Annotated in this window: 18 protein-coding genes; 3 read left to right on the top strand and 15 right to left on the bottom strand. The window is 73.0% G+C overall.

The annotated features are described in order from the left end of the window. Positions 1-23: 23 nt before the first annotated feature. The 9 genes from mihF to pyrR form a co-directional block, all read right to left on the bottom strand. Positions 24-341, bottom strand: a complete 318-nt coding sequence (gene mihF, locus ACN27B_RS21285) for an integration host factor, actinobacterial type (protein ID WP_013285515.1) — start codon at positions 339-341, stop codon at positions 24-26. Positions 342-520: 179 nt separating this feature from the next. After that, entirely contained in the window at positions 521-1,357 is an 837-nt protein-coding gene (gene pyrF / locus ACN27B_RS21280) for an orotidine-5'-phosphate decarboxylase (protein ID WP_099161531.1), read from the bottom strand. 112 nt (positions 1,358-1,469) lie between these two features. Then, the gene (locus tag ACN27B_RS21275; RefSeq protein WP_422741343.1) at positions 1,470-2,744 is read right to left on the bottom strand and encodes an adenosylmethionine--8-amino-7-oxononanoate transaminase; all 1,275 of its coding nucleotides are present in this window, start codon (positions 2,742-2,744) and stop codon (positions 1,470-1,472) included. A gap of 108 nt (positions 2,745-2,852) precedes the next feature. After that, positions 2,853-3,866, bottom strand: coding sequence for a quinone-dependent dihydroorotate dehydrogenase (locus ACN27B_RS21270; protein ID WP_422741342.1), 1,014 nt, complete (start codon positions 3,864-3,866; stop codon positions 2,853-2,855). A 94-nt stretch (positions 3,867-3,960) separates the two neighbouring features. Continuing rightward, positions 3,961-7,308 carry a carbamoyl-phosphate synthase large subunit gene (gene carB / locus ACN27B_RS21265; RefSeq protein WP_422741341.1) on the bottom strand — a complete coding sequence of 1,116 codons (3,348 nt, stop codon included), beginning with the start codon at positions 7,306-7,308 and terminating at the stop codon, positions 3,961-3,963. Continuing rightward, the gene (carA, locus tag ACN27B_RS21260; RefSeq protein ID WP_099161535.1) at positions 7,301-8,443 is read right to left on the bottom strand and encodes a glutamine-hydrolyzing carbamoyl-phosphate synthase small subunit; all 1,143 of its coding nucleotides are present in this window, start codon (positions 8,441-8,443) and stop codon (positions 7,301-7,303) included. Before carA ends, carB begins: the two co-directional genes overlap by 8 nt. A 46-nt stretch (positions 8,444-8,489) precedes the next feature. Continuing rightward, positions 8,490-9,767: a dihydroorotase gene (locus tag ACN27B_RS21255; RefSeq protein WP_099161536.1), complete on the bottom strand. Its 1,278-nt coding sequence runs from the start codon at positions 9,765-9,767 to the stop codon at positions 8,490-8,492. Beyond that, positions 9,764-10,690: an aspartate carbamoyltransferase catalytic subunit gene (locus ACN27B_RS21250; RefSeq protein WP_091578045.1), complete on the bottom strand. Its 927-nt coding sequence runs from the start codon at positions 10,688-10,690 to the stop codon at positions 9,764-9,766. Before ACN27B_RS21250 ends, ACN27B_RS21255 begins: the two co-directional genes overlap by 4 nt. Continuing rightward, entirely contained in the window at positions 10,687-11,271 is a 585-nt protein-coding gene (gene pyrR / locus ACN27B_RS21245; RefSeq protein ID WP_091578047.1) for a bifunctional pyr operon transcriptional regulator/uracil phosphoribosyltransferase PyrR, read from the bottom strand. Before pyrR ends, ACN27B_RS21250 begins: the two co-directional genes overlap by 4 nt. 286 nt (positions 11,272-11,557) lie before the next feature. Here pyrR and ACN27B_RS21240 point away from each other — a divergent pair, with 286 nt between their 5' ends. After that, positions 11,558-12,046, top strand: a complete 489-nt coding sequence (locus ACN27B_RS21240; RefSeq protein ID WP_013285505.1) for a transcriptional regulator — start codon at positions 11,558-11,560, stop codon at positions 12,044-12,046. A gap of 61 nt (positions 12,047-12,107) precedes the next feature. Here the strand turns inward: ACN27B_RS21240 and nusB are convergent, their stop codons facing one another. From nusB to aroB, 4 genes are all read right to left on the bottom strand, one after another. Continuing rightward, positions 12,108-12,518, bottom strand: coding sequence for a transcription antitermination factor NusB (gene nusB / locus ACN27B_RS21235; RefSeq protein ID WP_172967998.1), 411 nt, complete (start codon positions 12,516-12,518; stop codon positions 12,108-12,110). A 23-nt stretch (positions 12,519-12,541) separates the two neighbouring features. After that, positions 12,542-13,099, bottom strand: coding sequence for an elongation factor P (gene efp, locus ACN27B_RS21230; protein ID WP_091578052.1), 558 nt, complete (start codon positions 13,097-13,099; stop codon positions 12,542-12,544). An 86-nt stretch (positions 13,100-13,185) separates the two neighbouring features. Next, on the bottom strand, positions 13,186-13,626 hold the full coding sequence (gene aroQ / locus ACN27B_RS21225) for a type II 3-dehydroquinate dehydratase (protein ID WP_099161538.1): 441 nt from the start codon (positions 13,624-13,626) through the stop codon (positions 13,186-13,188). Continuing rightward, positions 13,623-14,699 carry a 3-dehydroquinate synthase gene (gene aroB, locus ACN27B_RS21220; protein ID WP_422741340.1) on the bottom strand — a complete coding sequence of 359 codons (1,077 nt, stop codon included), beginning with the start codon at positions 14,697-14,699 and terminating at the stop codon, positions 13,623-13,625. The genes aroQ and aroB overlap by 4 nt, the downstream gene beginning before the upstream one ends. A gap of 92 nt (positions 14,700-14,791) precedes the next feature. Here aroB and ACN27B_RS21215 point away from each other — a divergent pair, with 92 nt between their 5' ends. After that, positions 14,792-15,313, top strand: a complete 522-nt coding sequence (locus tag ACN27B_RS21215) for a DUF2243 domain-containing protein (RefSeq protein ID WP_422741339.1) — start codon at positions 14,792-14,794, stop codon at positions 15,311-15,313. Beyond that, complete coding sequence (locus ACN27B_RS21210) at positions 15,310-16,110, top strand: cytochrome c oxidase assembly protein (RefSeq protein WP_422741338.1); 801 nt, start codon at positions 15,310-15,312, stop codon at positions 16,108-16,110. Before ACN27B_RS21215 ends, ACN27B_RS21210 begins: the two co-directional genes overlap by 4 nt. 515 nt (positions 16,111-16,625) lie before the next feature. Here ACN27B_RS21210 and ACN27B_RS21205 read toward each other — a convergent pair. Together ACN27B_RS21205 and aroC are read right to left on the bottom strand one after the other, a co-directional pair. Further along, complete coding sequence (locus ACN27B_RS21205; RefSeq protein WP_099161542.1) at positions 16,626-17,135, bottom strand: shikimate kinase; 510 nt, start codon at positions 17,133-17,135, stop codon at positions 16,626-16,628. A gap of 55 nt (positions 17,136-17,190) precedes the next feature. Continuing rightward, on the bottom strand, positions 17,191-18,369 hold the full coding sequence (gene aroC / locus ACN27B_RS21200) for a chorismate synthase (RefSeq protein WP_099161543.1): 1,179 nt from the start codon (positions 18,367-18,369) through the stop codon (positions 17,191-17,193). Between the last annotated feature and the right edge of the window lie 23 nt (positions 18,370-18,392).

Below are 18,392 nucleotides of genomic sequence, written 5' to 3'. Positions count from 1 at the left end.
CTTGTTTCTACACGGTGGGCCGTTCAGTTGGCGGCGAACTCTCCGAGCAGCGCCTTACGCTGCTGCTCGCCGAGGCCGCGCAGGCGACGGCTGTCGGCGATCTTGAGCTTCTCCATGATCTGGGTGGCCCGGATCTTGCCGATGCCCGGCATCGCCTGGAGCACTGCCGAAACCTTCAGCTTGCCCACGACGTCGTCGGACTCGGCCCGCTCGAGGACGGTGGCGAGGGTGGTCTTGCCCTGCTTGAGCTGCTCCTTCAGCTCAGCGCGGGCCTTGCGGATCTCCGCGGCCTTCTCCAGCGCGGCAGCGCGCTGTTCGGGGGTCAGTGACGGGAGCGGCACCAGTTCTCCTCAGGTCCCTAGTACGGCGGGCGGAGCGCCCCACCGCAGCTGTGAAACGTGGTGTCGCTGGCAACCAAAGGGGTCCGTGGTTCCCAGCGCGGGGAAAACTAGCGGTCAACGGAGTTTTCGGCAACGTGGACGCGCGATGATCAACGTAAAGTGACGGAGCCGTCAGTCAGTCAGGCGGTGGTCAGGGCGGCCCGGCACTCGGTCAGCACCCGCTCGACGGCGGCCCGCAGGGCCGCCTGGTCCGGCCCCGCGCCCAGCACCTCACGGGAGTACGACGGCAGCACCGACGGCAGGGCGGCGCCGAAGACCGCACGCAGCCCGGCGGGCGTCCCACCCTGCGCCCCGAGGCCCGGCGCGAGCAGCGGACCGTTGACCGCATCCAGGTCGTGACCGGTCTCACCGATCGTCGCGCCGACCACCAGGCCGATGCTGCCGAGCGGCTCCGCACCCCGGTTGAGCTGGGAAATCTCGTCGATCACAGTCTGCGCCACGGTGCGTCCGTCGGCGGCCACGGCACGCTGCACGGCAGCGCCCTCGGGGTTCGAGGTGAGCGCCAGGACGAACACTCCGCCGCCGTGCGCGGCGGCCAACTCGAACATCGGGGCGAGCGAACCCACCCCCAGGTAGGGGCTCGCGGTGACCGCGTCGACATACAGCGGGCTGGATGGATCGAGGTACGCCGAGGCGTACGCGCGGACCGTCGAGCCGATGTCACCGCGCTTGACGTCGAGCAGAACGAGCGCGCCCGCATTTCGCAACTGTCGGATAGTTGACTCAAGCACGCCGACACCCCGCGCGCCGAAGCGCTCGAAGAACGCCGACTGCGGCTTGACCACGGCCACCCGGTCGCCGATCGCCTCCACCACGGTGCGGCTGAACCGTTCGAGCCCCTCGACGTCGTCGGGCAGGCCCCAGTCGGCAAGCAGACCCGGGTGCGGGTCGATCCCCACGCAGAGCGGTCCCCGCTCCGCCACGGCCCGGTGCAGGCGGGCGCCGAACGTCTCCATCGCGCATCTCCCTCTTCCGGCGGCCGGGGCCGCCTCCGTGTCCGGCGACGGACCTCCCGTCGCGTCAGGTCGTCCCGGCCGGACCAGCCGGCCTTGACCGCCCGGCCGGGACTCAGCCGGCCTTGACCGCGGCGGCCACGCCGGCCGCGATCCGGGCCACGTCCGCCTCGTCGCAGACGTACGGCGGCATGGTGTAGACCAGGTCCCGGAACGGGCGCAGCCACACCCCCTCCCCGACCGCGGCGGCGGTCGCCCGCGGCAGGTCCACCTCGTGGTCCAGCTGGACCACGCCGATCGCGCCGAGCACCCGAACGTCGGCCACGCCCGGCGTGCCGCGCAACGGCTCCAGGCCGGCCTGCAGGCCCGCCGCGATCCCCGCCACCCGCCCGGACCAGTCCCCGGCCCGCAGCAGGCCCAGGGAGGCGTTGGCGACCGCGCAGGCGAGCGGGTTGCCCATAAACGTCGGACCGTGCGCCAGCACGCCGTCGGCGGAGATCGCCCCGGCCACCTCGGGGGTGCAGAGCGCCGCCGCCAGCGTCAGATAGCCACCGGTGAGCGCCTTGCCGACGCAGAGCACGTCCGGCGTGACGCCGGCGTGCTCGGCGGCGAACATCCGGCCGGTCCGGCCGAAGCCGGTGGCGATCTCGTCGAAGACCAGCAGGATGCCGTGCCGCCGGGTCACCTCGCGCAGCACCCGCAGGTAGTGCGGGTGGTGGAACCGCATCCCGCCGGCGCCCTGGACCACCGGCTCGACGATCACCGCGGCCAGCTCGTCGGCGTGCCGCTCCACCGCCTCCACCAGCGCCGCCTCGTACGCCGGGTCGGGCGTGGCGTCGAAGCCGGGCGGCGGCACCGGCGCGAACACCTGACGGGGCAGCACGTCGCCCCACAGGTGGTGCATGCCGCCCTCCGGGTCGCAGACGCTCATCGGGTGGAACGTGTCGCCGTGGTAGCCGCCCCGCCAGGTGCCCAGCCGGCGGCGTCCCGGGCGCCCGACGGCACGCTGGTACTGCAGGCACATCTTCACCGCGACCTCGACGCTCACCGAGCCGGAGTCGGCCAGGAAGACGTGTTCCAGCCCGTCCGGGGCCAGCTCGACCAGGGTGCGCGCCAGGCGTGCCGCGGGCTCGTGGGTGAGGCCGCCGAACATCACGTGGCTCATCCGTCCGAGCTGGTCGGTCACCGCGGCGTCCAGCACCGGGTGCCGGTAGCCGTGGATCGCCGCCCACCAGGACGACATGCCGTCGACCAGCTCCCGCCCGTCGCCCAGCCGCAACCGCACCCCGGCGGCGCTCTCCACCACGTACGGCGGGCTGCCCGCCGGCATCCCCGAGTAGGGATGCCAGACGTGCCGCCGGTCAAGGGTGAGGATCTCCTCGGGCGTCACGGACTCTCCTCCTTCGCCTCTCCCCGGCGATCTTGCGGTTTCGGCCCGTGTCGCGCCCGGTATGAGCGGTGCGCCGGGGCCGAAACTGCAAGATCGCGCGCACCGGGGTCAACGGGTGGTGCGGGTGGTGATGGCTCGGGTGAGGGCGGGGCCGCGGTAGATGAAGCCGGTGTAGAGCTGGACCAGGGCGGCGCCGGCGTCGAACATCCGGGTCGCGTCGTCGGGGTCGAGGATGCCGCCGACGCCGATCACCGGCAGACGGCCCCCGGTCTCCCGGTGCACGAAGCCGACCAGTTCCCGGGCGCGGTCGGTCAGCGGCCGGCCGGAGAGGCCGCCCGCCTCGGCGGCGCGCGCCCGGTCGGCGGGGGCGAGCCCGTCCCGGCCGAGCGTGGTGTTGGTGGCGATGACGCCGGCCGCGCCCCGGTCCAGGCACACCTCCAGCAGTTCGGCGACGGCCGGCTCGCTGAGGTCCGGGGCGATCTTCACCAGCACCGGCTTCTCCCCCACCAGCGCGGCGAGCAGCGCGTCCAGATGGGACCGGTCCTGCAGCGACCGCAGGCCCGGGGTGTTCGGCGAGGAGACGTTGACCGCGAAGTAGTCGCCGTGCCCCTTGAGCGCCCGGTAGGAGGCCAGGTAGTCCTCGACCGCCTCGTCCAACGGGGTCACCTTGGACTTGCCCAGCGAGATGCCCAGCGGCACGCCGAGCGGGCGCGGCAGCGCCGCCAGCCGGGCGGCCAGGGCGTCCGCGCCGGCGTTGTTGAAGCCCATCCGGTTGATCACGGCCTCGCTGTCGCGCAGCCGGAACAGCCGGGGCCGGGGGTTGCCCGGCTGGGCGTGCGCGGTCACGGTGCCGACCTCGACGAAACCGAAGCCGAGCGCCGGCCAGGCGGGCAGCGCCAGACCGTTCTTGTCCATGCCGGCGGCCAACCCGACGGGGTTCGGGAAGCGCACCCCGAACACCTCCCGCGGCGAGGCCCGGAAGTACGTCCGACGCAGCGCCGCCAGCACCGCCGGCCGCCGCGACAGCGCGGCCAGCCGGGCGAGGGTCCACTCGTGCGCCGCCTCGGCGTCCCCGCCCCCGAGCGCGAACAGCCGCGGCCGCACCACCTTCTCGAAGATCACCGCCCCGCCCCCGACCCGTTGACCATGAGGTTGGCGGCGATGTGGATCTCCGCTGCCGCCGCCAACCTCATGATCGACGCGGACGTCGGGGTGGTCACTCGCCGGCCCGGAGGGCGGCGTGCAGGTCCTGGAGGGGGCGGACCTGGAGGTCGCCGTTGATCCTCGCCTCGATGCCCATGACCGCGGCGGCGGCGCCGGGGACGGTGGTGACACACGGGATGTCCGCGGTGACCGCGGCGCTGCGGATCTCGTAGCCGTCCGAGCGGGCGCTCGCGCCGGAGCCCTGCGGGGTGTTGACCACCAGCGCCACGTCGCCGCCGAGGATCAGCGAGACCGCGTCCGCCCCCTCGCCCGACTCGTAGTGCTTGCGGATCTGCTCGCAGGCGATGCCGTGCCGGCGCAACACCTCGGCCGTGCCGGTGGTGGCGACGATCTCGAAGCCGAGGTCCGCCAGGCGCTTGATCGGGAAGATCATGCCGCGCTTGTCGCGGTTCGCCACCGAGACGAAGATCTTCCCGGCCGTCGGCAGCGACCCGTACGCGGCGGCCTGCGACTTGGCGAACGCCCGGCCGAAGCCGGTGTCGATGCCCATCACCTCGCCGGTGGACCGCATCTCCGGGCCGAGCAGCACGTCGATGCCCTTGCCGGCCGGGGTGCGGAACCGCTTGAACGGCAGCACCGCCTCCTTGACCGCGATCGGCGCGTCGGCCGGCATGGTGCCGCCGTCACCGGTCGGCGGCAGCAGGCCTTCGGCGCGCAGCTGCGCGATCGTCGCGCCCAACGCGATCCGGGCCGCCGCCTTGGCCAGCGGCACCGCCGTGGCCTTCGACACGAACGGCACCGTACGCGAGGCGCGGGGGTTGGCCTCCAGCACGTAGAGCGTGTCGCCCTGCAACGCGTACTGGACGTTGAGCAGGCCGCGCACCCCGACGCCGCGGGCGATCTCCTCGGTGTAGCGGCGCACCTGCGTCAGGTGCGAGCCGGCCAGCGTGATCGGCGGCAACGCGCAGGAGGAGTCGCCGGAGTGGATGCCGGCCTCCTCGATGTGCTCCATCACGCCGCCCAGGTAGACGTCGCCGTCCGCGTCGACCAGCGCGTCCACGTCGATCTCGATGGCGTCGTCGAGGAAGCGGTCCACCAGCACCGGGTGGTCGGGCGAGATGTCGGTGGCCCGGCCGATGTAGTCGCGCAGCGTGGCGTCGTCGTAGACGATCTCCATGCCCCGACCGCCGAGCACGTACGACGGCCGCACCAGCACCGGGTACCCGATCTCGTCGGCGATCGCCTTCGCCTCGTCGTACGAGGTGGCCATGCCGTGCGCGGGCGCCCGCAGCCCGGCCCGGGCCAGCACCGCGCCGAACGCGCCCCGCTCCTCGGCCAGGTGGATCGACTCCGGGGAGGTGCCGACGATCGGCACCCCGGCATCCTTGAGCCGCTGCGCCAGGCCCAGCGGGGTCTGGCCGCCGAGCTGGACGACCACCCCGACCACGCCCGGCCCGCCGGCCGCCTTGCCCGACGAGTCCTCGGCGTGCCAGACCTCCAGCACGTCCTCGAAGGTCAGCGGCTCGAAGTAGAGCCGGTCGGCGGTGTCGTAGTCGGTGGAGACGGTCTCCGGGTTGCAGTTGACCATCACGGTCTCGTAGTTCACGTCCCGCAGCGCCTGTACGGCGTGCACGCACGAGTAGTCGAACTCGATGCCCTGCCCGATCCGGTTCGGCCCGGAGCCGAGGATGAGCACCTTCGGCCGGTCCGAGGGCGCCACCTCCGTCTCGGAGTCGTAGGTCGAGTAGTGGTAGGGCGTGGTCGCCTCGAACTCGGCCGCGCAGGTGTCCACCGTCTTGTAGACCGGCCGGACCCCGAGCCGGTGGCGCAGCGTGCGTACCCCGTCCTCGGCGGCCAGCTCGGGGCGCAGCGCGGCCAGCTGCCGGTCGGACAGGCCGGCCCGCTTGGCCCGGCGCAGCAGGCCGGCGTCGAGCACCGGGGCGTCGACGATCTCGGCGCGCAGCTCGACCAGGGCGGCGATCTGGTCCAGGAACCAGGGGTCCATGCCGCCGGACGCCTCCGCCACCTCGGCGATCGACGCGCCCAGGCGCAGCGCCCGCTCGACGGTGTAGAGCCGGCCGTCGTGCGGCATCCGCAGCGCGGCGAGCGTGTTCTCCTTCGTGGCTCCCGCCGGGTCCGGGGTGGTCCAGAAACCGGACGACCTGGTTTCCATCGAGCGCATCGCCTTGTTCAGCGCCTCGGTGAAGTTGCGGCCCAGGCTCATCGCCTCGCCCACCGACTTCATGGTGGTGGTCAGCTCCGGGTCGGCGCCGGGAAACTTCTCGAACGCGAACCGGGGGATCTTCACCACCACGTAGTCCAGCGTCGGCTCGAACGCAGCCGGCGTCTTGAGCGTGATGTCGTTGGGGATCTCGTCCAGCGTGTAGCCGATGGCGAGCTTCGCGGCGATCTTGGCGATGGGGAAGCCGGTGGCCTTCGACGCCAGCGCCGAGGAGCGCGACACCCGCGGGTTCATCTCGATCACGACGATCCGGCCGTCGGCCGGGTTGACCGCGAACTGGATGTTGCAGCCACCGGTGTCCACCCCGACCTCGCGCAGCACGGCGATGCCGAGGTCACGCAGCCGCTGGTACTCCCGGTCGGTGAGCGTCATCGACGGAGCCACCGTGACGCTGTCGCCGGTGTGCACGCCCATCGGGTCGACGTTCTCGATCGAGCAGACCACCACCACGTTGTCGTGGCGGTCGCGCATCAGCTCGAGTTCGTACTCCTTCCAGCCGAGCACGCTCTCCTCGATGAGCACCTCGTGCACCGGGCTGGCGGCCAGGCCCGCGCCGGCGATGCGTTCCAGGTCCTCGTCGGTGTGCGCCATGCCCGAGCCGAGACCGCCCATGGTGAACGACGGGCGGATGACCACCGGCAGGCCCAGCTCGGCGACCGTGTCCCGGACCTCGTCCATCGAGTGGCAGACCCGCGAGCGCGGGGTCAGCGTCGACGGGTCGTCCAAGCCCAGGCGTACGCCGGCCTTGGCCACGATGTCCTTGAACAGCTGCCGGTCCTCGCCCCGGTTGATCGCCTCGATGTTGGCGCCGATCAGCTCGACGCCGTACTTCTCCAGCACGCCCGCCTCGTGCAGCGCGACCGCGGTGTTCAGCGCGGTCTGCCCGCCCAGGGTGGGCAGCAGCGCGTCCGGGCGCTCCTTGGCGATGACCAGCTCGACGAACTCCGGGGTGATCGGCTCGACGTAGGTGGCGTCGGCGAACTCCGGATCGGTCATGATCGTCGCCGGGTTGGAGTTGACCAGGCTGACCCGGATCCCCTCGCTGCGCAGCACCCGGCAGGCCTGGGTGCCGGAGTAGTCGAACTCGCAGGCCTGTCCGATCACGATCGGCCCGGAGCCGATCACCAGCACGTGCTTCAGGTCGGTCCGCTTAGGCATTCTTGCCGCCTTCGATGAGCTCGGCGAAGCGGTCGAACAGGTAGTCCGCGTCGTGCGGACCGGCCGCCGCCTCCGGGTGGTACTGGACGGTGAAGGCGGGCACGTCCACGGCCCGCAGCCCCTCGACCACGTTGTCATTGAGGCAGAGGTGTGACACCTGGACGCCGCCGAACTCGGTCTGGATCACCTGATCCGGCACCACCGCGCCGTCCCCGGCGCCCGGCACCTGCACCGCGAAGCCGTGGTTGTGGCTGGTCACCTCGACCTTGCCGGTGACCCGGTCGAGCACCGGCTGGTTGATGCCGCGGTGGCCGTATCCGAGCTTGTAGGTGCCGAAGCCGAGCGCCCGGCCGAGGATCTGACTGCCGAAGCAGATGCCGAACAGCGGGATCCGCCGGGTCAGCACCTCCCGCGCCAGGGCCACCGGGCCGTCGGCGGTCGCCGGGTCACCCGGGCCGGGCGAGAGGAACACCGCGTCCGCGCCGGTGGCGAGCAGGTCGTCGATCGTCGAGCCGGCCGGCAGCACGTGCGTGGTGACGCCGCGGGCGGCGAGCCGACGCGGCACGTTGCGCTTGATGCCCAGGTCCAGCGCGGCCACCGTGAACCGGTGCTCGCCCTGCGCCTCGACGACGTACGGCTTGGGGGTGCTCACCTCGGCGGACAGGTCGGCGCCGACCATCTGCGGCGAGCGGCGTACCCGCTCCAGCAACGCCGCCGGGTCGTCCTCGACGCTGGAGACACCGACCCGCATCGCGCCGCGCTCACGCAGGTGCCGGGTGAGCGCCCGGGTGTCCACCCCGCTGATGCCGACCACGCCCTCGGCGGCGAGCCGGTCCTCCAGGCCGCCGGTGGCGCGCCAGTTCGAACCGATCCGGGCCGGGTCGCGCACCACGTACCCGGCCACCCAGATCCGGCCGGACTCGTCGTCCTCGCCGTTGACGCCGGTGTTGCCGATGTGCGGCGCGGTCTGCACCACCACCTGCCGGTGGTAGGAGGGGTCGGTGAGCGTCTCCTGGTAGCCGGTCATGCCGGTGTTGAAGACCGCCTCGCCGAAGGTCTCCCCGACGCTGCCGTACGCCTCGCCGTGGAACGTGCGCCCGTCCTCCAGGACGAGAATCGCGGGCCGTCGCTTCACTGTCCCCGCCTTTCGTTCCCGACTGCGGGACTCCGCTTCGCTGCGCTCACTTGACTGCCTTTCCGTCCAGGACCGTCGGCTCGCCGCGCAGGAAGGTCGCCACGATGCGACCCGGCAGCGTCATGCGGGCGTACGGGGTGTTGCGACTGCGACTGGCCAGCTCCGCCGGCTCGATGACGCGCCGGGCGGCCGGGTCCACCAGGGTCAGGTTGGCCGGCACGCCGGGCGCGGGGTCGACGCCCTGCCCGGCCAGGCCGGCGATCCGGGCCGGCGCCCGGGACATCCGCTCGGCGATCAGGTCCCACCGCGGACCGAACACGTCGAGCGCGATGGAGAGCGCCGTCTCCAGGCCGAGCATGCCCGGCCGGGCGTACGCCCACTCGCACTCCTTGTCCTCCACGGCGTGCGGCGCGTGGTCGGTGGCGATGATGTCGATCACGCCCTCGGCCAGCGCGGCCCGCAGCGCGGCGACGTCGGCGGCGGTGCGCAGCGGCGGGTTGACCTTGAAGACCGGGTCGTACGTCTCGGCCCGCTCGTCGGTCAGCAGCAGGTGATGCGGCGTCACCTCGGCGGTCACCCGCACCCCGCGCGCCTTGGCCTGCCGCAGCACCTCGACGCTGCCGGCGGTGGACACGTGGCAGACGTGCAGTCGGCTGCCGACGTGCTCGGCCAGCAGCACGTCCCGGGCGATGATCGCCTCCTCGGCGACGGCCGGCCAGCCGGTCAGCCCGAGCCGGGTGGACACCTCGCCCTCGTGCATCTGCGCGCCCTCGGTGAGCCGGGGCTCCTCGGCGTGCTGGGCGATCACCCCGTCGAACGCCTTGACGTATTCCAGCGCCCGGCGCATCAGCCGCGGGTCGGCCACGCAGTGCCCGTCGTCGGAGAAGATCCGCACCCGGGCCGCGGAGTCGGCCATCGCGCCCAGCTCGGCCAGGCGCTCCCCGGCCAGCCCGACGGTCACCGCGCCGATCGGCTGCACGTCGACCAGACCGGCCTCCCGGCCGAGGCGCCAGACCTGCTCGACCACGCCGGCGGTGTCGGCGACCGGCGACGTGTTCGCCATCGCGCAGACCGCCGTGTAGCCGCCGAGCGCCGCCGCCCGGGACCCGGACTCGACCGTCTCGGCGTCCTCCCGGCCGGGTTCACGCAGGTGGGTGTGCAGATCGACCAGGCCCGGCAGCGCGACCAGGCCGGTCGCGTCGAGCACCGTGGCGTCGCCGGCGGTCAGGCCGGCGCCGGCCTCGGCCACCACACCGTCGCGGATGAGCAGGTCGGTCGGCTCGCCGTCGAGCACACGGACGTTCCTGATGAGGTACGCGGTCACCGGTTGTTCCCTCCGAGCAGCAGGTAGAGGACGGCCATCCGCACGGAGACCCCGTTGGCGACCTGTTCGACGATGGTGGAGCGGGACGAGTCGGCGACCTCGGGCGTGATCTCCATCCCCCGGTTCATCGGGCCGGGGTGCATGACGATCGCGTGCTCGGGCAGCCGGCGCATGCGCGGCCCGTCGAGCCCGTAGCGGCGGGCGTACTCCCGGGCCGAGGGGAAGTAGGAGTCGCTCATCCGCTCCCGCTGCACCCGCAGCATCATCACCACGTCCACACCGGGAAGAACGGTGTCGAGGTCGTAGGAGACGTCGGTGCCGGGGGCGAGCGCCGGGGAGATGTCGCGCGGGATGAGCGTCGGCGGACCGACCAGGGTGACCTTGGCGCCCAGCGTGCTGAGCAGCAGCACGTTCGAGCGGGCCACCCGGGAGTGCAGCACGTCGCCGACGATCGCCACGTGCAGGCCGGCGAGCCGGCCCAGCCGGGACCGCATCGTGTACGCGTCGAGCAGCGCCTGGGTGGGGTGCTCGTGGGTGCCGTCGCCGGCGTTGACCACCGACCCGTCCACCCAGTCGGCCAGCCGGTGCGGCGCGCCGGAGGCGGGGTGCCGGACGACCACCGCGTCGGCGCCCATCGCCTGCAGGGTCAGCGCGGTGTCCTTGAGGCTCTCCCCCTTGGCCACGCTGGACCCCTTGGCGGAGAAGTTGATCACGTCGGCGCTGAGCCGCTTGGCGGCCGCCTCGAACGAGATCCGGGTCCGGGTGGAGTCCTCGTAGAAGAGGTTGACCACGGTGCGTCCGCGCAGCGCGGGCAGCTTCTTGACCTCGCGGCCGGCCACGGTGGCCATCTCGGCCGCGGTGTCCAGGACCAGGGTGGCGGTGTCGGCGTCCAGGTCGGCGCCGGAGAGCAGGTGACGGATCATGCGGGTGACCCCCCGTACAACTTGACCTCGTCGGTGCCGTCGGTCTCGGCGAGGGTGACCTTGACGTTCTCGGCCAGCGCGGTGGGGATGTTCTTGCCCACGTAGTCGGCGCGGATCGGCAGCTGGCGGTGACCGCGATCGACCAGGACGGCGAGCTGGACGGAGGCCGGGCGGCCGACGTCGCTGAGCGCGTCCAGCGCCGCCCGCACGGTGCGGCCGGAGAAGAGCACGTCGTCGACGAGGACGACCCGCTTGCCGTCGATCCCGCCGGGCGGCAGGTCGGTCGGGCCGACCGCGCGGGTGGCGTGCCGGCGCAGGTCGTCGCGGTAGAGGGTGATGTCGAGCACGCCGACCGGGACGGTCACGTCCTCGAAGGTGCTGATCCGGGCGGCGAGCCGCCTGGCCAGGGGCACGCCCCGGGTGGGGATGCCGAGCAGCACGGTGTCGGCGGCGCCCTGGGTCTTCTCCAGGATCTGGTGGGCGATGCGGTCGACCACCCGCGAGACGTCGGCGGCGGCGAGGATCACCTTCACCGAGGGTTGTCGCGGCGGCGACGGTTGGGCAGCCGGTGGGTAGGCCACGGCGGACCTCCTTCCCCGCCTCACGGGACGGGTCGTTAAAGGACGTCTGATCGACTCCGGCGGAACCGCGAGGGCCCGGACCGGGGCTTCACGCCACGTTACCAGCGGTCACCGGACCCCCCGTCGCCGGTCCTGACCTGCTGGTCAGCCCGGAGAAATGCGGACAAGCCAGACCGGCCCCCCGGACCCGGTGGAGAGCAACACTTGACCACGTGTCGCAATCCCCGTACCGTCACGCTCCGTAGCGATAGCTGGGAGAACCCCGAGCAGCACTGGGAGTGTCCGAATGCCCTCTGAATACGCCAAGTCGCTGGGCGCCCGCCTGCGCTCCATCCGCCAGCAGCAGGGCCTGTCCCTGCAGGGTGTGGAGGAGAAGTCGAACGGGCGGTGGAAGGCCGTGGTGGTCGGCTCGTACGAGCGCGGCGACCGGGCCGTCACCGTGTCCCGCCTGGCGGAGCTGGCCGACTTCTACCGCGTTCCCGTCTCGGAGCTGCTGCCCGACGGCAGTGGGGTGCGTCACGAGCCCACCAGCAAGATCGTGCTGGACCTGGAGCGGCTCTACGACGAGGCCTCCGAGGACCTCGCGTACGTCGCCCGGTACGCCCGCGCCATCCAGCAGCAGCGCGGTGACTACAACGGCCGGGTGCTCTCCATCCGCGCCGACGACCTGCGCGCCCTCGCCATCGTCTACGACGCCTCGCCGTCGGGTCTGATCGAGCGGCTGACCGAGCACGGTGTGCTGGTCGCCGACCCGCGGGCGTTCTTCGCCTCCTGACCCACCCGTACGTCGAAAGGGCCCGTGCCATCCGGCACGGGCCCTTCGTCGTCGCGGCGCGTCAGCGCGTGGCGTACTCGGCGATCCGGCCGAGGATGCCGTTGAGGAACCGGGGCGAGTCGTCGGTCGACATCTGCCGGGCCAGCTCGACGGCCTCGCTGATCGCCACCGCGTCGTCGATCTCGTCGACGTAGAGCAGCTCGTAGACGGCGATCCGGGCCAGGTTGCGGTCGACCACCGGCATCCGGTCGATCGTCCACCCCTCGGCGTAGCTGGCGATCGTCTCGTCGATCCGGTCGAGGTGCGCCGCGACGCCCTCGACCAGCCCGACCGCGTAGCCGAGGTGGTCGGGGCGGGGCTGCTCGATCCGCTCCAGGTAGCCGGCCAGGACCTCGACCGGGGGCCGGTCGCGCAGGTCGGCCTCGAAGAGCACGTCCAGCGCCCGCTTGCGCGCCTTGCGGCGCGCCGGCATCTGCTGCTTCGGACCCTCGGCCATCAGGCTCGGCCGAGGTAACGGCCGTCGCGGGTGTCGACCTTGATCTTCTCACCGGTGGTGATGAACAGCGGAACCTGGACCGTGGCGCCCGTCTCGACGGTGGCCGGCTTGTTGCCGCCGGTCGACCGGTCGCCCTGCAGGCCGGGCTCGGTGTAGGTGACCTCGAGCACGACCGAGGTCGGCAGCTCGATGTAGAGCGGGACGCCCTCGTGGGTGGCGACGGTCGCCTCGGCCTCCGGGAGGAGGTAGTTGGCGGCCTCGCCGACGACGCCGCCCATGACGGTGATCTGGTCGAACGTCTCCAGATCCATGAAGACGTAGTCCTCGCCGTCGGCGTACAGGTACTGCATGGTGCGCTTGTCCACGGTCGCCGTCTCGACCTTGGTGCCCGCGTTGAAGGTCTTGTCGACCACCTTGCCGGACAGCACGTTCTTCAGCGTGGTGCGCACGAAGGCACCACCCTTACCGGGCTTGACGTGCTGGAACTCGACGACGGCCCACAGCTCGCCGTCCAGGTTGAGTACCAGGCCGTTCTTCAGGTCGTTGGTGGTGGCCATTTCCTGCCTTGATCATCAATTGGCGGACAGACCCACCAAGTCTACTAGCTGTGTCGAATCGGACCCCGGCCCCAGGTGACGCAGCGTCAGGCGCCGGCACCGAGCCGGAGCGCCAGGTGGTGCAGGGCCAGCCGGTAGCCGTCCACGCCCAGGCCGCAGATCACCCCGGTGGCCACGGCGGAGACCACCGAGTGGTGCCGGAACTCCTCGCGGGCGTGGATGTTGGAGATGTGCACCTCCACCAGGGGGCCGCGCAGCAGGGCACAGGCGTCGCGGACCGCGATCGAGTAGTGCGACCAGGCGGCCGGGTTGAGCACCACCGCCGCCTCCTCGTCGGCCGCCTCGTGCAGCCAGCCCAGCAGCTCGTGCTCGGCGTCGGTCTGCCGCACCACCACGTCCAGGCCCAGCTCACGCCCGGTCCGCTCGCAGTCGGCCACCAGGTCGGCGTAGCTGGTCACGCCGTAGACGTCGACCTGGCGGGTGCCGAGCCGGCCCAGGTTCGGCCCGTTGAGCACGTAGACCCTCACGAGCTGATCTCCCGGTACGCCTCGGCGAGCAGCTCGTCCGACGGCGCCTCCAGGATCGCCGGGCGGGCGAGCCCGTCCAGCACCACGAAGCGCAGCCGGCTGCCCCGGGCCTTCTTGTCCACCCGCATCGCGGCGAGCAGCTCCGGCCAGGCGTCGGCCCGGTAGCCGGTGGGCAGGTCGAGCGCCGCCAGCACGTCACGGTGCCGGCGCGCGGTCGCCTCGTCGAGCCGGCCGGCGAGTCGCGCGAGGGTGGCCGCGTAGACCAGCCCGACCGCGACCGCGTGCCCGTGCCGCCAGCGGTAGCCCTCGACCTTCTCGATCGCGTGGGCGAGGGTGTGCCCGTAGTTGAGCACCTCGCGTACCCCGGACTCGCGCAGGTCACCGCCGACCACGTCGGCCTTGACCCGCACCGCGCGCTCGACCAGCTCACGCAGCACCGGGCCGGTCGGGTCCAGCGCGGCGGCCGGGTTCCGCTCCACCAGGTCGAGGATCACCGGGTCGGCGATGAACCCGCACTTGACCACCTCGGCCAGGCCGGCGGCCAGGTCGGCCGGGGGCAGGCTGTCCAGCGTCGCCAGGTCGCAGAGCACGCCGACCGGCGGGTGGAACGCGCCGACCAGGTTCTTGCCGGCCGCCGTGTTGATCCCGGTCTTGCCGCCGACCGCGGCGTCGACCATGCCGAGCAGCGACGTCGCCACCGGCACCCAGCGCACGCCGCGCAGCCAGCTGGCCGCGACGAAGCCGGCCAGGTCGGTGACCGCGCCGCCGCCCACCCCGACCACCGCGTCGGTACGGGTGAAGCCCGCCGCGCCGAGCCGGTCCCAGCAGCCGGCGGCCACGTCGACGTGCTTGCCCGCCTCGGCGTCGGGCACCTCCACCAGCAGCGGCGCCACGCCGTCGGCGCGGACCCGCTCGGCGAGCCGTTCGGCCAGCGCCTTCAGCGGCGGCGCGTACAGGACGGCCACCCGCTCCGCGCCGGGCAGCAGCCGGGGCGGCGGGTCGAGCAGGTCGCGTCCCACCAGCACGTCGTACGGCCGTTCGCCGCCGACCGGGATCCGGGTCACCTCGTCCATCGCCGGCAGCCTAGTCCAGCGCCCGGCCCCGGCGCGGCGACTGTCCACTCCGTGGGGCGTTTGTCCGCGCGCGCCCCGGGTAGGGCGGCCGGATGAGCGAGAGCACGCAGCGCACGAGCATCCGGCTCCCCGCCACGATCCTCGGCATCGGGCTGGGCGGCTTCGTCGACGGCATCCTCCTGCACCAGGTCTTCCAGTGGCACCACATGCTCAGCAGCACCAACGCCGACCACGTGGGGATCAGGGACTACCCGGTCGACACCGTGCCGGGGCTGCAGATGAACACGGTGTGGGACGGCCTGTTCCACGTGGTCACCTGGGTGGCGGTGCTGACCGGGCTGGCCCTGCTCTACGCCCGGGTCACCCACTCCCGGGGCCGGCTCTGGCGCTCGCCGATGCTCTGGGGCTGGGTCCTGGTCGGCTGGGGACTGTTCAACCTGGTCGAGGGGATCGTCGACCACCACCTGCTCGGCATCCACCACGTCCGCACCGGCCCGCACCAGACCTGGTGGGACCTGGGCTTCCTCGCCCTCGGCCTGGTCCTGATCGCGGTGGGCTGGGCGATCCAGCGGCGGGCCGACGGGGTGGACCCCTGCGCGCCGGAGCGTCGGTGACCCTCGCCCACGCCGGGCACGCCGCCGACGGGTTCCCGGCGACCGCGCTGCTCCCGGCGGTCCTGTTCTGGGCCTACCTGGCCGCCGCGCTACGGCTGCGCGACCCCGACGGGCCGGGCTGGGCACACGGGCGGACCGCGAGCTTCGGGCTGGGGACGCTACTGGTGGCCGTCGGGCTGCTCCGGCCGGCCGACGACTTCGTCGGGCACATGTGGCAGCACCTGCTGATCGGCATGCTCGCGCCGCTGGCCCTGGTCCTCGGCGCGCCGGTCACGCTGGTGCTGCGGACCCTGGACCGGCGCGCCGGTCGCCGGCTGGTCCACGTGCTCCGGCACCCGGTGGCGCGGGTGCTCGGCCACCCGGCGACCGGTCTGCTGCTCACCGCCGGCGGGCTGTGGCTGCTCTACCTGACCCCGCTCTACCGGGCCACGCTGGACAACCCCGCCCTGCACACGCTGGTGCAGGCCCACTTCCTGCTCAGCGGTTGCCTCTTCGCCTGGTCGATCGCCGGGCCGGACCCCGGCCCGCACCGCCCCCGGGTGCCGGTCCGGCTCGTGGTGCTCGGCGTCGGCGTCGCCGCGCACGCCACGATCGCCCAACTGCTCTACGCCGGCATCCTCGTCGACGTGCCGGCCGGCGCCGCCGAGCTGCGCGCCGGCGCCACCCTGATGTACTACCTCGGCGACCTGGCCGAGATCGCCCTCGCGCTCGCCCTGCTCGCCACCTGGCGTCCGGAGCGCCCGGCCCGCCGTCCGGCCGACCGCTCATCCACCGGGCCCGCGCCGGCCCGGGCGTGACCAGCGCGAACGCACCACAGACCGCGCGGCGCGGGATGCTCGCAGCTCTGCCGCACACGCCGTGCGGACTGCTCGCGGCTTCTGCCGCACACGCCGTGCGAACTGCTCGCGGCTTCTGCCGCACACGCCGTGCGAACTGCTCGCGGCTTCTGCCGCACACGCCGTGCAGGCTGCTCGCTATTCTGCCGCACCTCACCACGCGGCGCGCGGACGGCCGCAGCAGTCCGGGCCAGTTCGCCCCGCGAGCCGGCGTCGGGCCGCACGCTGACCGCGTGGTTGGCCGGTGACTCCCACCACCGGCACCCGACCCGCCCGCACACCCATAGCGTTCCACCCACCAGCGTCGACGACACCGAGTGGAACATCATGGGTGCCTCAACCCTCCGCAGACACCCATAGCGTTCCACCCACCGGCGCCAACGGCACCGAGTGGAACACCATGGGTGTCACGATGCGGCCGGACTTGCCCGACCGCGCGCCGGCCAGGGCAGGGCCGGGCCGAGGGCGGGCCGTGGTCAGGGCTTGAGCAGCGCGGCGATCTCGGTGGCCAACTCCTCCGGGGCACGCCCGTCGGTGACCACCGTCGCGGTCGCCACCTCGGCGTAGAGCGGGCGGCGCTGGTCCAGCAGGTGCTTGAGGGTGGCGCGCGGGTTCAGCGCCAGCAGCGGCCGGCCCGCGCCCAACCCGACCCGCCGGATCGCGTCGGGCAGCTCCACCGACAGGTGCACCACGGTGTGGCCGATCAGCGCGGCCCGGTTCTCCTCGGCCAGGACCGCGCCGCCGCCGAGCGCGAGCACGCCGGCGTGCGAGGCCAGCGCCGCCGCCACCGCGGCCCGCTCCAACGCGCGGAAGTGGTCCTCACCCTCGTCGACGAAGATCTCCGGGATCGGCTTGCCGGCCTGCCGCTCGATGTCGGTGTCGGTGTCCCGGAAGTCGACGCCGAGGGCGGCGGCGAGCGCGGTCCCCACCGTGGTCTTGCCGGAGCCCGGCGCCCCGACCAGCACGCAGACCGGTCGGCTGCTCACCGGTGCCACCTTCCGTTCGCGACTGCGGGACTCCGCTGCGCTGCGTTCCTCGCGCTCACCGAACCACCAGGCTGTCGAGGTAGCTGGCCAGGTTGCGGCGCATCTCGGCGATCGAGTCGCCGCCGAACTTCTCCACCGCCGCCTCGGCCAGCACCAGGGCGACCATGGCCTCGGCGACCACCGCCGCCGCCGGCACCGCGCACACGTCGGAGCGCTGGTTGATCGCGGTGGCCGGCTCGCCGGTGGTCACGTCGATCGTCGCCAGGGCCCGGTTCAGCGACGAGATCGGCTTCATCGCCGCCTTCACCCGCAGCGGCTCGCCGGTGGTGATGCCGCCCTCCAGGCCGCCGGCCCGGTCGGTCACCCGACGCACCCCGGTCGCCGTCGGCATGATCTCGTCGTGCGCCTCGGAGCCGCGGGAGCGGGCCTGCTGCCACCCGTCACCGATCTCCACGCCCTTGATCGCCTGGATCGACATCAGCGCGGTGGCCAGGCGGGCGTCGAGCTTGCGGTCCCACTGCACGTGGCTGCCCAGGCCCGGCGGCACCCCGTACGCGAGCACCTCGACCACGCCGCCGAGCGTGTCGGCGGCCTTCTTCGCGGCGTCGACCTCGGCGACCATCCGGGCGCTGGCCTCGGCGTCGAGGCAGCGCAGCGGGTCGGCGTCGATCCGCGCCGCGTCCTCCGGCGTGGGCCGCAGGCCGGGCTTCACCGCCACCGGACCCAACTCCACCACGTGCGAGACGATCTCGACGCCGAGCGCTTGCCGGACCAGCGCCTTGGCGACCGTGCCGACGGCGACCCGGGCGGCGGTCTCCCGGGCGCTGGCGCGCTCCAGGATCGGCCGGGCGTCGGTGTGCCCGTACTTCTGCATGCCGGCGAGGTCCGCGTGGCCCGGACGGGGACGGGTCAGCGGCGCGTTGCGCGCCTGACTCGCCAGTTCGTCCGGGTCGACCGGATCGGCGGCCATCACGGTGCGCCACTTCGGCCACTCGGAGTTGCCCACCCGGATCGCCACCGGGCTGCCCAGCGTCACGCCGTGCCGGAGCCCGCCAATGATCTCGACCTCGTCCTGCTCGAACGACATCCGGGCGCCCCGGCCGTAGCCGAGCCGACGCCGGGCCAGTTCGCCGGAGATCTCCCCGGTGGTCACCTCGATGCCGGCGGGTACGCCCTCCAGCATCGCGACGAGGGCGGGTCCGTGCGATTCACCTGCAGTCAGCCAGCGCAACACAGCGGTCAGTGTGTCACGCCCGG

Origin of the sequence: Micromonospora sp. WMMD754, from assembly GCF_049315235.1 — a bacterium.
In the GTDB taxonomy this organism is placed as follows: Bacteria; Actinomycetota; Actinomycetes; order Mycobacteriales; family Micromonosporaceae; genus Micromonospora; species Micromonospora sediminicola.
The sequence above is the reverse complement of the archived record's forward strand: the minus strand, read 5'-3'. Positions and strand labels throughout refer to the sequence as shown.